The 15,268-nt window shown below is 40.1% G+C and carries 18 protein-coding genes; 1 reads left to right on the top strand and 17 read right to left on the bottom strand.

What is annotated here, in order from left to right; genetic code table 11:
• Nucleotides 1–131 precede the first annotated feature (131 nt).
• From ACR42H_RS06590 to ACR42H_RS06540, 11 genes are all read right to left on the bottom strand, one after another.
• Nucleotides 132–431: a rhodanese-like domain-containing protein gene (locus tag ACR42H_RS06590; protein WP_436375185.1), complete on the bottom strand. Its 300-nt coding sequence runs from the start codon at nucleotides 429–431 to the stop codon at nucleotides 132–134.
• Nucleotides 432–446: 15 nt separating this feature from the next.
• Nucleotides 447–806, bottom strand: a complete 360-nt coding sequence (locus tag ACR42H_RS06585; protein WP_113883504.1) for a rhodanese-like domain-containing protein — start codon at nucleotides 804–806, stop codon at nucleotides 447–449.
• A 103-nt stretch (nucleotides 807–909) separates the two neighbouring features.
• Nucleotides 910–1,170, bottom strand: a complete 261-nt coding sequence (locus tag ACR42H_RS06580) for a metal-sensitive transcriptional regulator (RefSeq protein ID WP_436376864.1) — start codon at nucleotides 1,168–1,170, stop codon at nucleotides 910–912.
• 21 nt (nucleotides 1,171–1,191) lie between these two features.
• Nucleotides 1,192–1,536 carry a rhodanese-like domain-containing protein gene (locus tag ACR42H_RS06575; RefSeq protein WP_436375183.1) on the bottom strand — a complete coding sequence of 115 codons (345 nt, stop codon included), beginning with the start codon at nucleotides 1,534–1,536 and terminating at the stop codon, nucleotides 1,192–1,194.
• 116 nt (nucleotides 1,537–1,652) lie between these two features.
• Nucleotides 1,653–1,787, bottom strand: a complete 135-nt coding sequence (locus ACR42H_RS06570) for a hypothetical protein (protein ID WP_258549823.1) — start codon at nucleotides 1,785–1,787, stop codon at nucleotides 1,653–1,655.
• Between the two features lie 371 nt (nucleotides 1,788–2,158).
• Nucleotides 2,159–3,571: a SpoVR family protein gene (locus tag ACR42H_RS06565; protein ID WP_436375181.1), complete on the bottom strand. Its 1,413-nt coding sequence runs from the start codon at nucleotides 3,569–3,571 to the stop codon at nucleotides 2,159–2,161.
• Nucleotides 3,572–3,699: 128 nt separating this feature from the next.
• Entirely contained in the window at nucleotides 3,700–4,251 is a 552-nt protein-coding gene (locus ACR42H_RS06560; protein WP_436375180.1) for a PepSY domain-containing protein, read from the bottom strand.
• Between the two features lie 95 nt (nucleotides 4,252–4,346).
• On the bottom strand, nucleotides 4,347–5,039 hold the full coding sequence (locus ACR42H_RS06555; protein WP_436375178.1) for a PepSY domain-containing protein: 693 nt from the start codon (nucleotides 5,037–5,039) through the stop codon (nucleotides 4,347–4,349).
• Nucleotides 5,040–5,109: 70 nt separating this feature from the next.
• Nucleotides 5,110–6,462 (bottom strand): HAMP domain-containing sensor histidine kinase, encoded by a 1,353-nt coding sequence (locus ACR42H_RS06550; RefSeq protein ID WP_436375176.1) that lies wholly within the window; start codon nucleotides 6,460–6,462, stop codon nucleotides 5,110–5,112.
• Nucleotides 6,459–7,154, bottom strand: a complete 696-nt coding sequence (locus ACR42H_RS06545; RefSeq protein ID WP_113883511.1) for a response regulator transcription factor — start codon at nucleotides 7,152–7,154, stop codon at nucleotides 6,459–6,461. The genes ACR42H_RS06550 and ACR42H_RS06545 overlap by 4 nt, the downstream gene beginning before the upstream one ends.
• 127 nt (nucleotides 7,155–7,281) lie before the next feature.
• Complete coding sequence (locus ACR42H_RS06540; protein WP_113883512.1) at nucleotides 7,282–7,599, bottom strand: DUF3889 domain-containing protein; 318 nt, start codon at nucleotides 7,597–7,599, stop codon at nucleotides 7,282–7,284.
• Between the two features lie 204 nt (nucleotides 7,600–7,803).
• On the opposite strand from ACR42H_RS06540, the gene ACR42H_RS06535 reads away from it, so the two are divergent.
• A complete protein-coding gene (locus ACR42H_RS06535; protein ID WP_009331507.1) occupies nucleotides 7,804–8,058 on the top strand; it encodes a YhdB family protein in 255 nt (84 codons plus the stop codon).
• 69 nt (nucleotides 8,059–8,127) lie between these two features.
• Here ACR42H_RS06535 and ACR42H_RS06530 read toward each other — a convergent pair whose 3' ends face one another.
• The 6 genes from ACR42H_RS06530 to ACR42H_RS06505 form a co-directional block, all read right to left on the bottom strand.
• Nucleotides 8,128–8,664 (bottom strand): NADPH-dependent FMN reductase, encoded by a 537-nt coding sequence (locus tag ACR42H_RS06530; protein WP_113883513.1) that lies wholly within the window; start codon nucleotides 8,662–8,664, stop codon nucleotides 8,128–8,130.
• Between the two features lie 140 nt (nucleotides 8,665–8,804).
• Nucleotides 8,805–9,452: a response regulator gene (locus ACR42H_RS06525; protein WP_258745907.1), complete on the bottom strand. Its 648-nt coding sequence runs from the start codon at nucleotides 9,450–9,452 to the stop codon at nucleotides 8,805–8,807.
• Nucleotides 9,453–10,622, bottom strand: coding sequence for a GAF domain-containing sensor histidine kinase (locus tag ACR42H_RS06520; RefSeq protein ID WP_436375173.1), 1,170 nt, complete (start codon nucleotides 10,620–10,622; stop codon nucleotides 9,453–9,455).
• A 107-nt stretch (nucleotides 10,623–10,729) separates the two neighbouring features.
• A complete protein-coding gene (locus ACR42H_RS06515; protein ID WP_436375171.1) occupies nucleotides 10,730–11,452 on the bottom strand; it encodes an SDR family oxidoreductase in 723 nt (240 codons plus the stop codon).
• A gap of 42 nt (nucleotides 11,453–11,494) precedes the next feature.
• Entirely contained in the window at nucleotides 11,495–13,240 is a 1,746-nt protein-coding gene (locus ACR42H_RS06510; RefSeq protein ID WP_436375169.1) for a phospho-sugar mutase, read from the bottom strand.
• 167 nt (nucleotides 13,241–13,407) lie between these two features.
• The gene (locus ACR42H_RS06505) at nucleotides 13,408–14,910 is read right to left on the bottom strand and encodes a carbon-nitrogen hydrolase family protein (RefSeq protein WP_113883565.1); all 1,503 of its coding nucleotides are present in this window, start codon (nucleotides 14,908–14,910) and stop codon (nucleotides 13,408–13,410) included.
• Nucleotides 14,911–15,268: the final 358 nt, after the last annotated feature.

Genomic DNA, 15,268 nt, shown 5'->3' with positions numbered 1-15,268 from the left:
AGGGTATATTTATAATCAAAAAAATATATTTATTTCTTATCGCTTTTAAAAAGAACTTAAATACCTAACAGGGTATATACTAGAGTATATTTGACTTTCTGTCAATACCCTATTCTTGGTTGTTTTGCAGATCAATAATCTAATGGCCCTTCCCAATTCATCATACCGCCAAGCATGTTAATTACACTAAACCCCTGCCCTTCAAGTAAGCGTGCAGCTAATCCGTTGCGGTTGCCTGATCGGCAAACCATAACATATTCTTGATTCTTATCCAGCTCATGCATACGAAATTCAACTAATCCAAGCGGAATATGAATATCTGAAGGTATCTTTCCTTCTTTTACTTCATCTGCTTCACGCACATCAATGATATTTAAATTTACTCCGGCAGCAAGTTGCTGCTCAACTTCTTTCACAGTAGTTGTTTTCATATAATATTCTCCCCTTTATCTCCAGGCGCTTACTCCGCCTTTTATGTTAGTAATGTTCTTATATCCAGATTTTTTTAGCATTTTACTTGCTTTGCTGCTTCTCATTCCGCTTTGGCAGATAACAACTATTTCCTTGTCCCTTGATAGCTGTCCCATTTTCTGGTGAAGCTGATGAAGAGGTATGTTCTTAAATCCCGTAATATGGAAGCTGTTGAATTCTGCTGATGTTCTCACATCAATATATTGCTTTGTTTTGTCCTTCATTTCATTCTTGAGCTGAGCAGTTGTCAACTGCTTTACGCCCTTTACCGGAATCAGCTTCTGAGCCAGAAAAATAATAAGCAGGGCGATAATAATTCCATTTGCAATAGTCATTTGCTTCCCTCCGAATTTAGGTGATTCAAAATTTTTTATACTCGGTTAATAATACTCTGTAGGGTATATTATAACTAAATAAAAAAAGGAAGTCAACTAACCATCATCTGCTTTTAACAAGTAAGTTGACAGCTTCTTCAATCATCATGGAACTCTCAATTCCCTTTTCCGAGTTTTCAATAATGCATTGTTCAAGATTCGAACTGACAATAACTGCAATTGCTTTATCAATTGCTGATCTTGAAGCTGTTAGCTGGGTAATAACAGATTTGCAATCTTTTTCATCCTCCATCATTTTTAAAATCCCTCTAAGTTGGCCCTCCGCCCTTTTGATTCGATTTTTAGTTTTTGCATCGAACAGCACAAGCTTCACCCCATTATAGTTTTATTTTACACATTGGCAATCAGGCATTGAAAAACCAACTATATTAAACCCTTTTTTTCGGAGCAACCTTATTCCAATATTTTCCTCTAATGAACTGGATGCAACTAAATGGATTTGGTTATAAGGTATATCTTTTATATGCCTATTTATATATGGAATGGGCAGATTGATCGCTCCGGGTATTTCACAATGACAGGAAACATTATAATCCCTGACATCCAGCAGTGCTATGCCTTCCTTGGGCAGGCATTGATCCAAATGATAACAAGGGATGTCTCTAACAGGATAATACCTTTTAATTAATGGGAAACTGCCTAGCAGCAAGGTTAAAAAAATCAGCAGCATATTTCTCTCCTCTGCATAAATAATTCAATTACAATTCATACAATATACCCTAATAGGTATATAGTCAATACCTTAGTTTTTTAAAATAAAAAAACACCCAAGCGGGTGTTTTTGATTTAGCAGCAGTCGCTTTCATTGCCTAACAAGACTAGTCTTTCATTTTCCTGATCATAGTCTAGAATCATACTTTCCGTATGCGGTTTGATTTCCGGGTCGATTGCCACCTGGATTTCATTTATTGTTTCAATCATATCATCTGCTTCCGGCTCATCCAGAGCCAGTCCAATTTGTGGGCCTCCTCAGCCAAAGCCTGCGAAGTAAACTCTAATGCTGCCCGCATCTTTCTCTTGAAACACTTGCTTCAATAGGTTCCGAGCTGAATCTGTAATTTTCAAGTTTATCATCCTTTCTTATGTTTATAAATGGATTCAAGCTAAATATCAGTAACTGGCAAGTCATCAAATAACCTATTCCCAATACCCCCGCCTGTACACGTTAATATTACTGCAATACTCCAAAGGAAGAAAGTATTTAGTTTATATCCTGCCCATTTTTTCATAAACCTGTTTGTAGCTAAACCTGAAAAAGACGAACCACATCAGATGTGGTTCGTCCTCCATTATTATAAGTATTTTCTATGAATGCTCTTCCCGTCGTAAGTGAAAAGCATATTTTTGCCTTCAACCATGGTTTCCATATGGACTCCTCTTCCCCAAAGCTGGTATACGTATGGCAGTACTTTTTCTAGATACTTAAGATCAAGCTCCACTCCTTCAAACCAGTGCTTTAGGTAAAGCTCTCCATTCTTCATATAATCGCCGTCATTAACCGTCAAATACGGGAATCCTCCATTTACACGCATGCTGACAAGCTGATCACGAACATGCTCCCACTGTTTATCAACAACTTTATAATCCTTTCCCTGCTTTTGGAAAAGATACATATCTTCTCTCATGACAAGGTCTTTTGTTAAATAATTTCTCAAAAAAGAAATATCTGATTCGATTTCACGTACCTCAAACATTTTTTCCCTGCCTGAACCTGGAACTGCACCGCGTCTCTTCATTTCCTGCGTCGGATTGTTATACCTTTCTTCGATATCTTCAAAAATTTTCAGACCCAGATAATATGGATTGATTCCGGTTCTTGACGGCTGAACCACTCCTGCATTCAATTTGGCAAATTCAAGCGCTTCTGCAGATGTCAAATCCATTTCCCTTAAAATACGCTGATGCCAATAGGAAGCCCAGCCCTCATTCATGATTTTTGTTTCTAGCTGCGGCCAAAAATAGAGCATTTCTTCCCGCATCATAGTTAATATATCCCGCTGCCAATCGGTCAGCTCCCTGCTGTAGCTTTCAATAAATAATAGTAAATCCTTTTCAGGTTTTGGAGGGAATTTCTTTTTCTTCTTCTTCGGCTCATGCTTCTTGTTCCTTTCATCCAAACCCCATAAATCATCATAAGGGCTAGGCGCTGCCGTATCACCGCTGCTTTCATATTCATCTTCCGTACTCCATGTGAGCTTCGGTCTCATAAGAGACGGATCAATATGTTCTTCAATTGCCAGCACTGCATCCAGGAAAGTTTCCACTTCCTTCTTCCCAAACTCAATTTCATATTGCCTGATTCTTTCTGCGGTTGCAGCCATGCTCTCTACCATGTCCCTCTTTGTGTTTTGAAAACGGACATTATTTTTAAAGAAATCGCAGTGTGCTAAAACATGTGCCACAATTAATTTGTTTTGAATAAGGGCATTGGAATCGAGCAGAAATGCATAGCAAGGATCCGAATTGATTACAAGCTCATAAATTTTTGATAATCCTAAATCATAATGCAATTTCATCTTGTGAAACTGTTTTCCAAAGCTCCAATGCGAAAACCTGGTCGGCATGCCATAAGCGCCGAATGTATAAATGATTTCTGCAGGACAAATCTCATACCTCATCGGGTAATAGTCCAACCCAAACCCATTTGCAATTTCAGTAATTTCCTGAATGGCATATTCCAATGACTTATTTTCTTCTTCTCGCATTGCCACTCCCCCTTTTAGTCCTTACCATAATCTATGAACCAACAAGAGAATTGATGAGTAGTCTCTCCATAAGCTTGTAACAAATTAAAGCAAAAAGCGGAGCATTTCGCCCCGCTTTCGATTAGACATTAGTCGTCCAATTCGACTTTTAATACCTTTCCTGTTTCAGCATCAATATCAACATCTGCTTCGCCTTTATTTGTTTGCAGCTCAACTTCATATAGGATTTGTCCATTGTCTTCGTCTATATCAATTTCTTTCATCGTTCCATTAACTTCTTTTTCAGCTATTTCAATAGCCTTTTGTTCGGAGATTACATTTTCCCCATTTACCTCTTTTTCGGACTGATCATTGTCATCATCGTCATTTCGCTCTTTATTAATTGAAATGACTTCTCCATCTAAGGCGTGAACTTTAATATAGAAATCTTCTCTCCCGTTCTCAATATCAATTTCATAATACTGTTTGCCATTTGCTCTTTCCAATTCAATGCTCTCTACTCTTCCCTCTGCCTCTGAAAGAGCAATCTTCTTAGCTTCTTCAACAGTGATCAAATCCTGTCCAGTTTCTTTTTTACTCCAAGTGCTTCCTTCTCCATTCGTATCTGCTGCACCTGCTGCAACAGCACCACCCAGCAATAAGGCTCCTGCCAAAGAAATAACTGTAAATTTTTTGTTCATTTTATTTTTCCTCCTTTTTCTTTTCTACAAGTTCAATATAACCGGTGAAAATGAGAGAAAAAGGATAAGAAAATTAAAATTTGATGAGAAAGGGATTAATCATCCCAGGTAACCGACAACACTTTTCCTGTAATAGCATGGATCTCGACAGCTGCCTCCCTGCCATCATCTTTTTCTATCTCAACAAGATAATATGGTCCCTTGTCTGTTTCTCCAAAGCTGATATCATCCACTTCCCCAGGTTCATTTTTAAGAGCAATTTGGACAGCTTCCTCTTCGGTTAGATTTTTGACAGGGCCCTTATTTTCCTCAGCGACACGGGATAAAATTTCTCCATTCAGAGCATCAACAGTAATCTTAATCTTCTCTTCATCTTTCTGAACGATTGCCTCGAAGGCTGACTTTTCTTTTTGAGTCACTTTTTTCAGGGAGAGTAATTCACCATTTTCTTCTGCTTGAATAATTTCCTTTATTTTTTCTTCATCAAGCTGCTTCTGTTCAGCATTAGAAATCTGATCTTTTTTTTCAAAAGAAAGAATTTCTCCCCTTTTTTCACTCAGCTTGATTTGATAGAACCCTTGGTCTCTTTTCATTTCAATCAAATAAGTGCTGTTCACTTTTTTCAAATTCAGAATTTCCCCCTGATATCGGTCTTTTATTATTTCCCTGGCTTCACTCTCCGTAATTGATTCTGAAGAGGAAACATTTGTGAATTGTACTGCAGCAAATACAAGGAGCGCAGCAAGCAGAAGCCCCGAAGCTGAAATTATTATAAGTTTATTCTTCATTTCCTTACACCTCTCCACTTATCTTATTTCTCTATTATCTGATAATAAAATGAGAAAATGATGAGAATGGTTAAGTTATTTTAATGCTTATGGATGCTGCAGTTCCTACTCCTTCAGTACTTTCGAGCCTAATCTCAACCCCAAGAGCATCAGCAATTTCTTTGGCAAGGGACAGTCCCAGTCCCGATCCTCCTGTTTTCCTGTTTCTCGCCTCATCTACCCGGTAAAAACGGTCAAACACTCTTGGTAAATCCTTCTCGGGAATACCCATGCCGCGATCTTCAATCCGGATATAAACTTCACTTTTCTCTGCCCGGGCAGTAACCCTTATGACATCGTCACTGTATTTCCTGGCATTATCCAGAAAAATAAACAGGAGCTGCTTTAATTTATTCTCATCTGTTTGAATAAAGGTATTTCCAGCCAAATTGAATTCCAACTGTATAGTCCTTTTAAAAGCATCTCCATAAGTCCGAATGACTTGGGTTAAAAAACGGTTAAGATCTATCAATTTCAAATCGAGCATCCACTGGTCATCATGCCGTGCAAGCAAAAGAAGCTGTTCTGTCATTTCCTTCATTCTTAATGCCTCTGAATGAATGGCTTCTATTGATTCATTAAATAATTCAGGTTCTTTCAATCCCCTTCTCTTAAGCAGGCTTGAATAACTCTCAATAACAGTTAATGGGGTTTTTAATTCATGGGAAGCATTTGATATAAAAAGTTTTTGCTTTTCATAATTGGATTCCAGAAGATCAATCATATGGTTGAAGGTTTCACCCATTTGATGCAGCTCATCCTGGGATTTCCCCTCCAGTTCAAGACGCTTGAATTGACCGCTTTTTCTAATTTCTTTCATGGTGGCTGTCATTGTCGCAACAGGCCTTGTAATAAACTTACTAAGGATAGCACTGGAAATTAGAACTGGAATCATTGCCAGGACTGTGACAATCCCTAGAACAAAGCGTAGAGTCCTTAATATTTTTTCTGCACTTTCCATGCTTCTGGTCAGCTGAAAGCTCCCTATTTCACCGTCTGGAAGGATCACAGGTGCAGACGCAAACATATATACCTTCTTATCACTTTCCATTGTTTTTATCAATTCACTGCTGATATACTCTGCAGGAATTTCACTGAGCGCCTTTTCATCCAGGGATGTGGAAGTTACTGCCTTATTGTCTGGCTGAACCAGTCTTACCATTCCACTTGTAGGAACAAGGGCCCTAAGCAGTTCAGTTTCCGGAACCTCCCCGATTGAACTTTGCGCAATCTTTGTAATATTAGCCATTTCATTTGAAATGGCTGCCTGCTCATTTTCATATATTAATTTGCTGAAAACAGCATACACAGCAATATTCATGATAAGCAGAAGTACTGCAAAGAGAACGGTTGTATACAAATATATTTTCTTCCTAAGATTCATTTCGTCTCCTTTAATACATACCCTACTCCGCGAATTGTTTGAATAAGAGCAGGCCTCTCAGGCATGTCTATTTTCTTGCGCAAATATCGGATATAGACATCAACCACATTTGTGTCCCCCAAAAAGTCATATCCCCAAACGGCCTCCAAAATCTGTTCCCTGTTCAGGACCTGTCTTTTATTTGTCATTAAATAAACAAGTAAATCAAATTCTCTTGGGGTGAGTTCTATGTGCTGATCTCCCCGGCTTACCTCTCTTGTTTTTTCATTGAGCTTTAAATCCGACACTTCCAGACAGTCATGAACTGCAGGTTCCTCTGTACCTGCTGACTTTATTCTTAGTGCAGCTCGTATTCTGGCAAGCAGCTCTTCAATCTGGAAGGGTTTTGTTATGTAATCATTCGCACCCAAGTCTAAACCAGATACTTTATCTTCCACTGAGCTTTTAGCCGTCAGGAGCAAAATGGGGGTATGTTTATCCTTGCTGCGAATTCTTCGCAGAATTTCTATTCCGCTAAACCCAGGAAGCATGATATCCAGAATAATTAAGTCCCAGCTTCCAGTCCGGTATAACTCCATTGCCTGATAACCATCCATTGCCTTTGTCACTTGATAGCCCTCGAATTCAAGTTCAATTTCCAGAAGCCTCGCAATTTTAGCTTCATCCTCCGCAACAAGAATTGATTCCTTCAAAAAACTCACTCCCCATAATTTTACGGTAATATTCATAATCCAAGATTATCAGAAAAATATTTTTTTATCATTATTTTAAATAAGGAGTTTGTTTGCCAAATACAATGAAAAAAGCCCCCGAAGGAGCTTACTGCGTTTTTCTCTCTACAGATAGGCTAACCGCTTTGTTATCCTTAAGGTTATGTGTGACCCTGACCAGCACGGTTACAGGCTTCCCATCTTCCTTTACAGTAAAAGTGAAGGTGTCTGTCACATCTGTTTCGGTAACTTTTTTCCTTCCTCCATACTGATAATCCACTACTTCTTCCCCAGGATAGTCTTCCTTAACAACTGCGATGGCAATTCTCCCATACTTTTCATAATCCGGTTTTTGGACAGCTCCTGCAAATGAGCCTCCCCCGGCTAATAAACAAACCAGCATAAACATCGATAAATACTTTTTCATTTTTCCTCCAAAGCATGTGTCGTTAATTATATTTTTGGCTCAGTCTTTAATTTTATGTATGGAATTGTCTTATAAATGGATGTGGCCAATATACAGGTAAATGATGAAAACCCTTGTAAATCAACAAGTCCAAGATTTACTTCGAAATAAAATTCAGCATCATCATAAACTATAATCAACTCCTGAAAGAGGAGGAGAGGACAAATGAATAAAGTGGATTATGACCGGGCGCTATATTATACGCACCGGTCAGAATGGGATAACCTGCTGATCCTGATGGTCAGAACAGATGATCAATTTCTTTCGAAGAAGATTGAACATTTTCTACATGCCTACAACTTCGAAAAAGACTATTCTGTCATTGAGAAACATTTATATTCACTGCTGAGATATATTGACCATGCCAATGAATTATCGGAAAAACAGCTGCCAAATACTGTATTTTATGAACTAACCTAATAAAAGAATTCCACCAATAATAAAAACACGGATTTTTTGGTCCGTGTTTTTTTATTTTTATTTTTATTTTTATTTTAATTCCAGCTTCATTTGACCATATGCCTTCATATATACCTGAAGTTCCTTCATTAACCCCTCAACAAGCTTGGCAGGTTCTTCATAAAGGCCATCATTTTCATAATCAAAACAATGCGGATCCAGGACCAGCTGTTTAGGAATAACATTGGCATATACACCTCTGCCGGCAACTCTTAAATTATTCAGGGCATTAATGCCGCCTTTTCCGCCTCCTGCCACAACCAGTAAGCCGACTGGCTTATGCGCAAATTGCTCACTCCCAAGAAAATCGAGCGCATTCTTTAGGGCTCCGCTCATGGCACTGTGGTACTCAGGGGAAGCAAGAACGACTCCATCAGATTCTGCAATCTGCTGGCGCAGATTCTTAACGGCAGGCAGCTGATATTGACCTTCTGTTCCATTATATAAAGGAATTTCTCCAAGACTTAAATCGATCAGTTCAGCATTATATTTCCTTGCAATATAACGTGAGGCTATTCCTGTTCTCCCTTTCAATCGCGGGCTTCCATTAATAATTGTAAGCTTCATCATAAACTCTCCTTTTAGTTCCTATACTATTTAGTATATAGAAATATGCGTTTTTAAACATCGTCAGTATGGCTGAGTTTTATAAAACTTACCTCAGGACTAATTCAGTAAATATCTTCTGCAACTTTAGGATGATTTTTTCAATTTGACTCTGCAATACCATGACGAACTGCATAAAGTGCTGCCTGTGTTCTGTCCGCGAGTTCCAATTTGGACAATAAGTTGGAAACATGGGTTTTGACTGTCTTTTCTGTTATATAAAGGGATGAAGCAATTTCTTTATTGCTCTTCCCTTTTGCAATCTCCCGCAGAACCTCCAGCTCTCTCTTTGTCAGCTCTTCCAGCGGCTGTCTTTCTGTACTGTTTTTATTCGTTAAATGTGTGAGCAGATGGGAGGTGGCTTTTGGATGAAGCTGGTTTTCCCCTTTCATTAGCTGGATAATTGCCTGGACAAGAATATCCGGCTCAATGTCCTTCAGCTGATATCCTGAGGCCCCCGCCTCAATTGCCGGAATTACATGATCCTGGTCTGAAAAGCTTGTGAGTATCATGATTTTCACTTCAGGGCAGCTTGCTTTAATTTGCCTGGTGGCTTCAATACCATTCATAACAGGCATATCCAAGTCCATTAATACAACATCAGGCTGGTTCGTTTGTATCATCTCTACAGCTTCACGGCCGTTCTTTGCTTCTCCGATGATTTCTATTTCCGGCTGTGTTTTGAGAAAAAATACAAGACCCCTTCTAACAACATGATGATCGTCCGCTATTAAAACCTTGATCGCCATCTATTTCCCTCCCTTTTCCAAAGGAATGATAATTTCAATATTCGTTCCTTTGTTTGGCTCTGTTTTTATTTTAAATAAACCATTCATTGCTTCCGTCCTTTTCTTCATGCTTTTGAGACCGAGAGAAGGGATATCGTTTTCACGATAATGAAACCCTCTGCCGCAATCGGAAATCACCATTGCAACTGTTTTTTCATCAACTGTCAATGCTAAATCTGCTGTTGATCCACCAGAGTGTTTTTTGCAATTTGCCAGTGCTTCCTGGCCAATTCTCCAAAGTGTCTCTTCAACTTTTCCGGGCAGACAGATCACACCTTTTACTTTTGAATTGAGCTTCAGGCCAAGCATTTGGCTGTAGGTCTGCATAGCACATACAATCCCATTTTCCAGCCCGCGGGGTTTCAGCTGCCAAATAAGTGCTCTCATCTCGCTTAAAGCTTCCTGTGCGAGATCCTGCATGTAGGAAAAGGTCTCTTTAATTTCAGGGTTATCAGTCATTTCAGCCCCTCCTCTCGCAGTTAAGCTTAAGGAGAACAAAAGCTGGTTGACTGAATCATGAAGGTCCCTTGCCAGCCTGTTTCTTTCCGCAGCAAGTGCCGTCTCCTGTTCGAGCTGTGTCAGCTTGATTCGTTTTATAGCCGTTCCAACCTGAAAAGCCACTGATTCCAGCAAAGCCAATTCTTCTGGTGAAAAATGCGTTTTATCAGGCGAGCCGATATTAAGGATCCCAAATTTTTCTTTCCCTGCTCTCAGCGGGACGGAGGCATGATGGGTAAGCCCATTGGTATCCTTTCTTTGCTCGGCAATGGCATCTTCTATTCTTTTGCATTCAATAATGTTCGAAGCTTTGTTTAACCTGCCGTCATTATAGCGGTCAATACACCAGCAGTCTCCCTTGCACATCGGTCTGCAGTTATCCGCGGTAAGGGCAGGGGGCAGTTTCTCTTCTGCTGCCAGGCGGAAAGCCCCTTGGCTATCAATTAAAAATACCCATCCCGTTTCAAGACCGGTAATATGAAGCAATTTTTGCAGAACCTCTTTAAGAAGGGAATCAATTTCCGTTCCTTCATTCAATATTTCTGCTATTTCTTTTAATATTTTGATTTCAGATTGCCTTTTTTCCCCTAACACCCTTATCCCCCTTGGAACTGTCATATTATGTACTTTCATTATATAACTTTTTTTCCCTTTCTTCCTTGGCATTTGGGAGGAGGCGGACTGCGACCAAAGTTGTATACAGAAAAAACACCGAAGAGCAGGCCTCTTCGGTGAATCGATTATGCAATTGGATAGTTTTGTACAAATGGATGAAGCACGATTTCGTCTATCATCATGTGCTTCGGCGCAGATGCCATGTAAACAACAGCATTGGCGATATCTTCGACCTTCAGCCAATCTCTTTTCTCTTCAAGTCCCTGCTTAGATTCTGCAAAAAACGTATCTACCATGCCGGGATTAATGGTTCCGACGCGGATGCCGTATTCTCTGACTTCCTGAGCTAAAGATCCTGAAAAGCCCTGCACTGCATATTTGGTAGCTGTATAGGCTGATCCATTGGGGATGGTGTATCTGGCTACGTCTGATGAAATGGTAATGATTGTACCGGATTTGCGTTCTTTCATGTGCGGCAGTACTGCCCTGCTTCCGAGGAAAACTCCCTGCACATTTACTTCAAAGACCTTTTTCCACTCGTCCAGTGTTGTTTCATCAACCCGTTTAAAAAAGCCCACCCCTGCATTATTCACCAGAAGATCAAGCTGTTTATACTTCTGAAGAGTTTTTTCAACTGCATCCTTTATTTCGGCTTCATCTGAAATATCCGCCTGAATGGGCAGTACATCTGCATATCCCAATTTTTTAAGATCTTCAGCAGATTGATAAATTTCCTCTGAGCTTCCAATCAGGGTAAGCTTCATGCCCTGCTGGGCCAGTTTAACAGCAATTTCCTTGCCGATACCTCTTGATGCACCTGTTACAATTGCCGTTTGTCCCTTTAACATCGAATCTTCCTTTCTGGCTAATAACCTTCTGGATGTTTAACGCTATTGTATTACCGAACTGCCCATTCTTTCTTCAACGATTTGCATAAAATCACTTTGGACAGATTTCAGTTTTTCCTTGCTGCTGGCTAATGAAGAGGCGCTGATCCCAAAATAGAATTTAATCTTCGGTTCTGTGCCTGATGGCCTTAGGCAGATCCAGGTCCCATCTTCGAAGAAATACTTGATAACATTGGACTTTGGCAGGTCTATTACTTTCTCCCTTCCATCTGCTTCCGTTCTGATTCCTATTAAGTAATCTTCAACAGCCTGGACCTTCATTCCTTGAAGGTCTTTTATCGGATTAGCACGGAAGGATGCCAGTGTCTGCTGGATTTTTTCTGCTCCTTCAATTCCTTTTAGAGTCATTGATTTTAACCCTTCAAGAAAATAGCCATACTCGTCAAATAAACTAAGTAATGCATCATAAAGGGACATGTCCTTCTTTTTATAAAAAGCGGCCATTTCCGCAGCAAGCAAAGCTGCCTGGATAGCATCTTTATCCCTTGCAAAGTCACCAATAAGATAGCCATAGCTTTCCTCATACCCAAACAGGAAGCTGTATTCACCCGTCTCCTCATATTCCTTGATTTTTTCTGCAATGAACTTAAAGCCTGTTAAAACATCGATGGTTTCTACACCGAAAGATGAGGCAACCCTGCGTCCAAATTCTGATGTAACGATCGTTTTTAGCATAATGCCATTGTCAGGCAGTGTATTCTTCTCTTTCTTCTGAGAAAGTATGTAATGAAGCAGCAGCGCACCTGTCTGATTTCCTGTCAAAAGGACATACTCGCCATCTCTGTTCTTTGCAGCAATGCCAAGTCGATCGGCGTCTGGGTCTGTGGCAATTAGTATATCTGCATTTGTTTCACTTCCATCTCTCATGGCAAGTTCAAATGCAATTTTTTCCTCTGGATTAGGACTCTTTACTGTTGAAAATTCAGGATCCGGCAGCTCCTGTTCCTTTACTACATGCACATGTTCATAGCCCAAAGCAGCCAAAGCCTCTCTAACGGGCTTATTCGCTGTACCGTGCAGAGGTGTAAAAACTACATGAACATCCGCTTCCATTGCGGCATCAGGGTTTTCGGAAATGGTAAGGAGCTGCTTCTGATAGGCCTGATCAACTGTAGCCCCAATCATTGTGATAAGGCCTTTCTCTTTTAAACTGTCCTCGTCCATCACTTCAATAAGCAGTTCGTTTTCTATTTCATTTACTTTGCCGATTACAATGTCAGCTTCAGCAGGAGTCAGCTGAGCTCCGTCCGATCCATACACTTTATAGCCATTGTATTCCGGAGGATTATGGCTAGCTGTCACGACTATCCCTGCATAGGCATGCAGGTACCGGACTGCGAATGAAAGTTCAGGTGTTGGGCGCAGCTCGTCAAATACATATGTCTGAATGCCTCTGCTTGCAAGGGTTTTAGCAGCTTCCATTGCAAATTCCGGGGACATGTGGCGTGAATCATATGCTATTGCCACCCCTCTGTTCTTTGCTTCCAATCCTTTTTCTTCTATGTATGCGGCAAGTCCCGCAGATGCCTTGCGGACTGTATATAAATTCATGCGGTTTGTTCCCGGTCCTATTTCCCCGCGCATGCCGCCCGTTCCAAATTCCAGTCCCTTATAAAACGCTTCTTCAAGGAGCTTTTCATTTCCCTGCAGACGTTTCAGCTGTTCAAGTAATTCACTGTCCAAATTCTCATGGTTTATCCATCGTTCTGCCGCTGTCTTCCATTCCATTGTATGACCTCCTAAAGTAAGCTTCACCATATCCTTTTCGAGTTCCACACGGATATTCCTTTTAAAAACATCCGAGTTATTTTGACAAAATTCACTCTAAAATCAGGTATGCTTCCGATGAAAAGCATTGAGCGCCAGGTGAAAGGCGCTCAATCAGCAACTATATATTACTTCTTATATTTAATGCTGTAAATATCATGCCTGCGGTCTTTTAGCTGGCGCACCGTGCCATCCTGTCTTTGACGGCGGAGAATTTCCAGATCAACATCACCAATCAGGACCATTTCAATATTTGGATTGGTCTCTCCCACAATGCCATCCCTTGCAAACTCAAAATCAGATGGTGCAAATATGGCAGACTGTGCATACTGAATATCCATATTCTCTGTTTGCGGAAGATTGCCGACCGTCCCTGAAATAACCGTGTATATCTGATTTTCAACAGCGCGGGCCTGAGCACAATAGCGCACCCGCAAATATCCTTGGCGATCCTCAGTACAGAAGGGTGTAAATATAATTTTTGCACCTTTATCAGTTGCAATCCTCGCCAGTTCAGGAAATTCAATGTCATAGCAAATTTGGATGGCTATTTTTCCGCAATCCGTATCAAATACTTTCACTTCATCCCCGCGGCTGATCCCCCACCATTTGCGCTCATTTGGCGTAATGTGGAGCTTATACTGCTTTTCAATCGTTCCATCGCGGCGGAAAAGATAAGCGATATTATAAATCTCATCATCATCTTCTTTAACAAAATGAGAGCCGCCAATTATATTGATATTATACCTGACTGCCAAATCCGTAAATAACTCGATATATTGCTCAGTGTATTCCGTAAGCTTCCTGACAGCCAGGCTTGGAGACCGTTCATCCAAAAAGGACATTAGCTGAGTGGTAAATAACTCGGGAAATACTGCAAAGTCAGAACCGGAATCAGAAGCAACATCTGTAAAATATTCAACCTGATGGGCAAATTCATCGAAGGATTTAATCTGCCGCATTAAATATTGCACCACACATATACGGACCGGGTAACTTGTTTTGTAAAAACGCTTGGTCATTGGCCTGTAATCAACATTATTCCATTCCATCAGCGTTGCATATTTATTTGACTGCACATCGTCAGGCAAATAGTTCGGGTTAATCCTCATCAGGGTAAAGCCATTCAGGAGCTGAAAGGATAAAACCGGGTCATAGATTTTATGAAGTGAAACCTCGTTCACATACTCACGGGGGTTCATTTCTTTGGCGTATTTATGATAATTCGGAATACGCCCCCCTATGATGATACTTTTTAAATTTAAAGATCTGACAAGCTCTTTTCTTTCCTCATACAGGCGGTGGCCAATTTTCATTCTGCGGTAATCCGGATGAACCATTACTTCTATTCCATAAAGGTTATAGCCTTCCGGATTATGGTTTGTTATGTATCCTTTATCTGTTACGTCATCCCAGGAATGACGGTCATCATACTCATCAAAATTGATAATAAGGCTTGAGCACGAACCAATGATTTCCCCATCATATTCTGCAACAAACTGGCCTTCAGGGAATATACCCAGATGGCTCTCAAGCTGATCCTTCTTCCAGGGTATCATGCCTGGGAAACAGAGCTCCTGCAGGGCAATGATATGATCTATATCTGAATGCCGTGTATTTCTGATAATCATTTTTTTCTCAAACTTCTTTAAATCAAGCTTTGTCAATGGTGGTGCACTCCTTTTGGAAATAATAATTATCCTGGGAGCTGATAAGAAAGTTCAGCCTCTTCCAGTGATACAGCTCTTTTCCCTTTTTTACTGCATTCATAACACCCTCTGAATTTTCTTATCCAATTTCCCTCTTATTCTTATCTTGCGTCTTTTCCTTTATATATATTTCTATAAAGGTGCTGTATATCTTTTTTTATCCTTGCTAATATCATTTCAATATTACAAATGCCCTATTTCTGATGGTCCTTTGAACATGTTAATTTACAAGGGATGTCCAATAGCTTTATAATTTTAGAGTACATATTAATAAGGAGAT

Source organism: Cytobacillus sp. BC1816, assembly GCF_051353635.1.
GTDB classification, from domain to species: domain Bacteria; phylum Bacillota; class Bacilli; order Bacillales; family Cytobacillaceae; genus Cytobacillus; species Cytobacillus oceanisediminis_C.
Note: the sequence above shows the minus strand (reverse complement) of the source record. Positions and strands in the feature narration are given on the sequence as shown.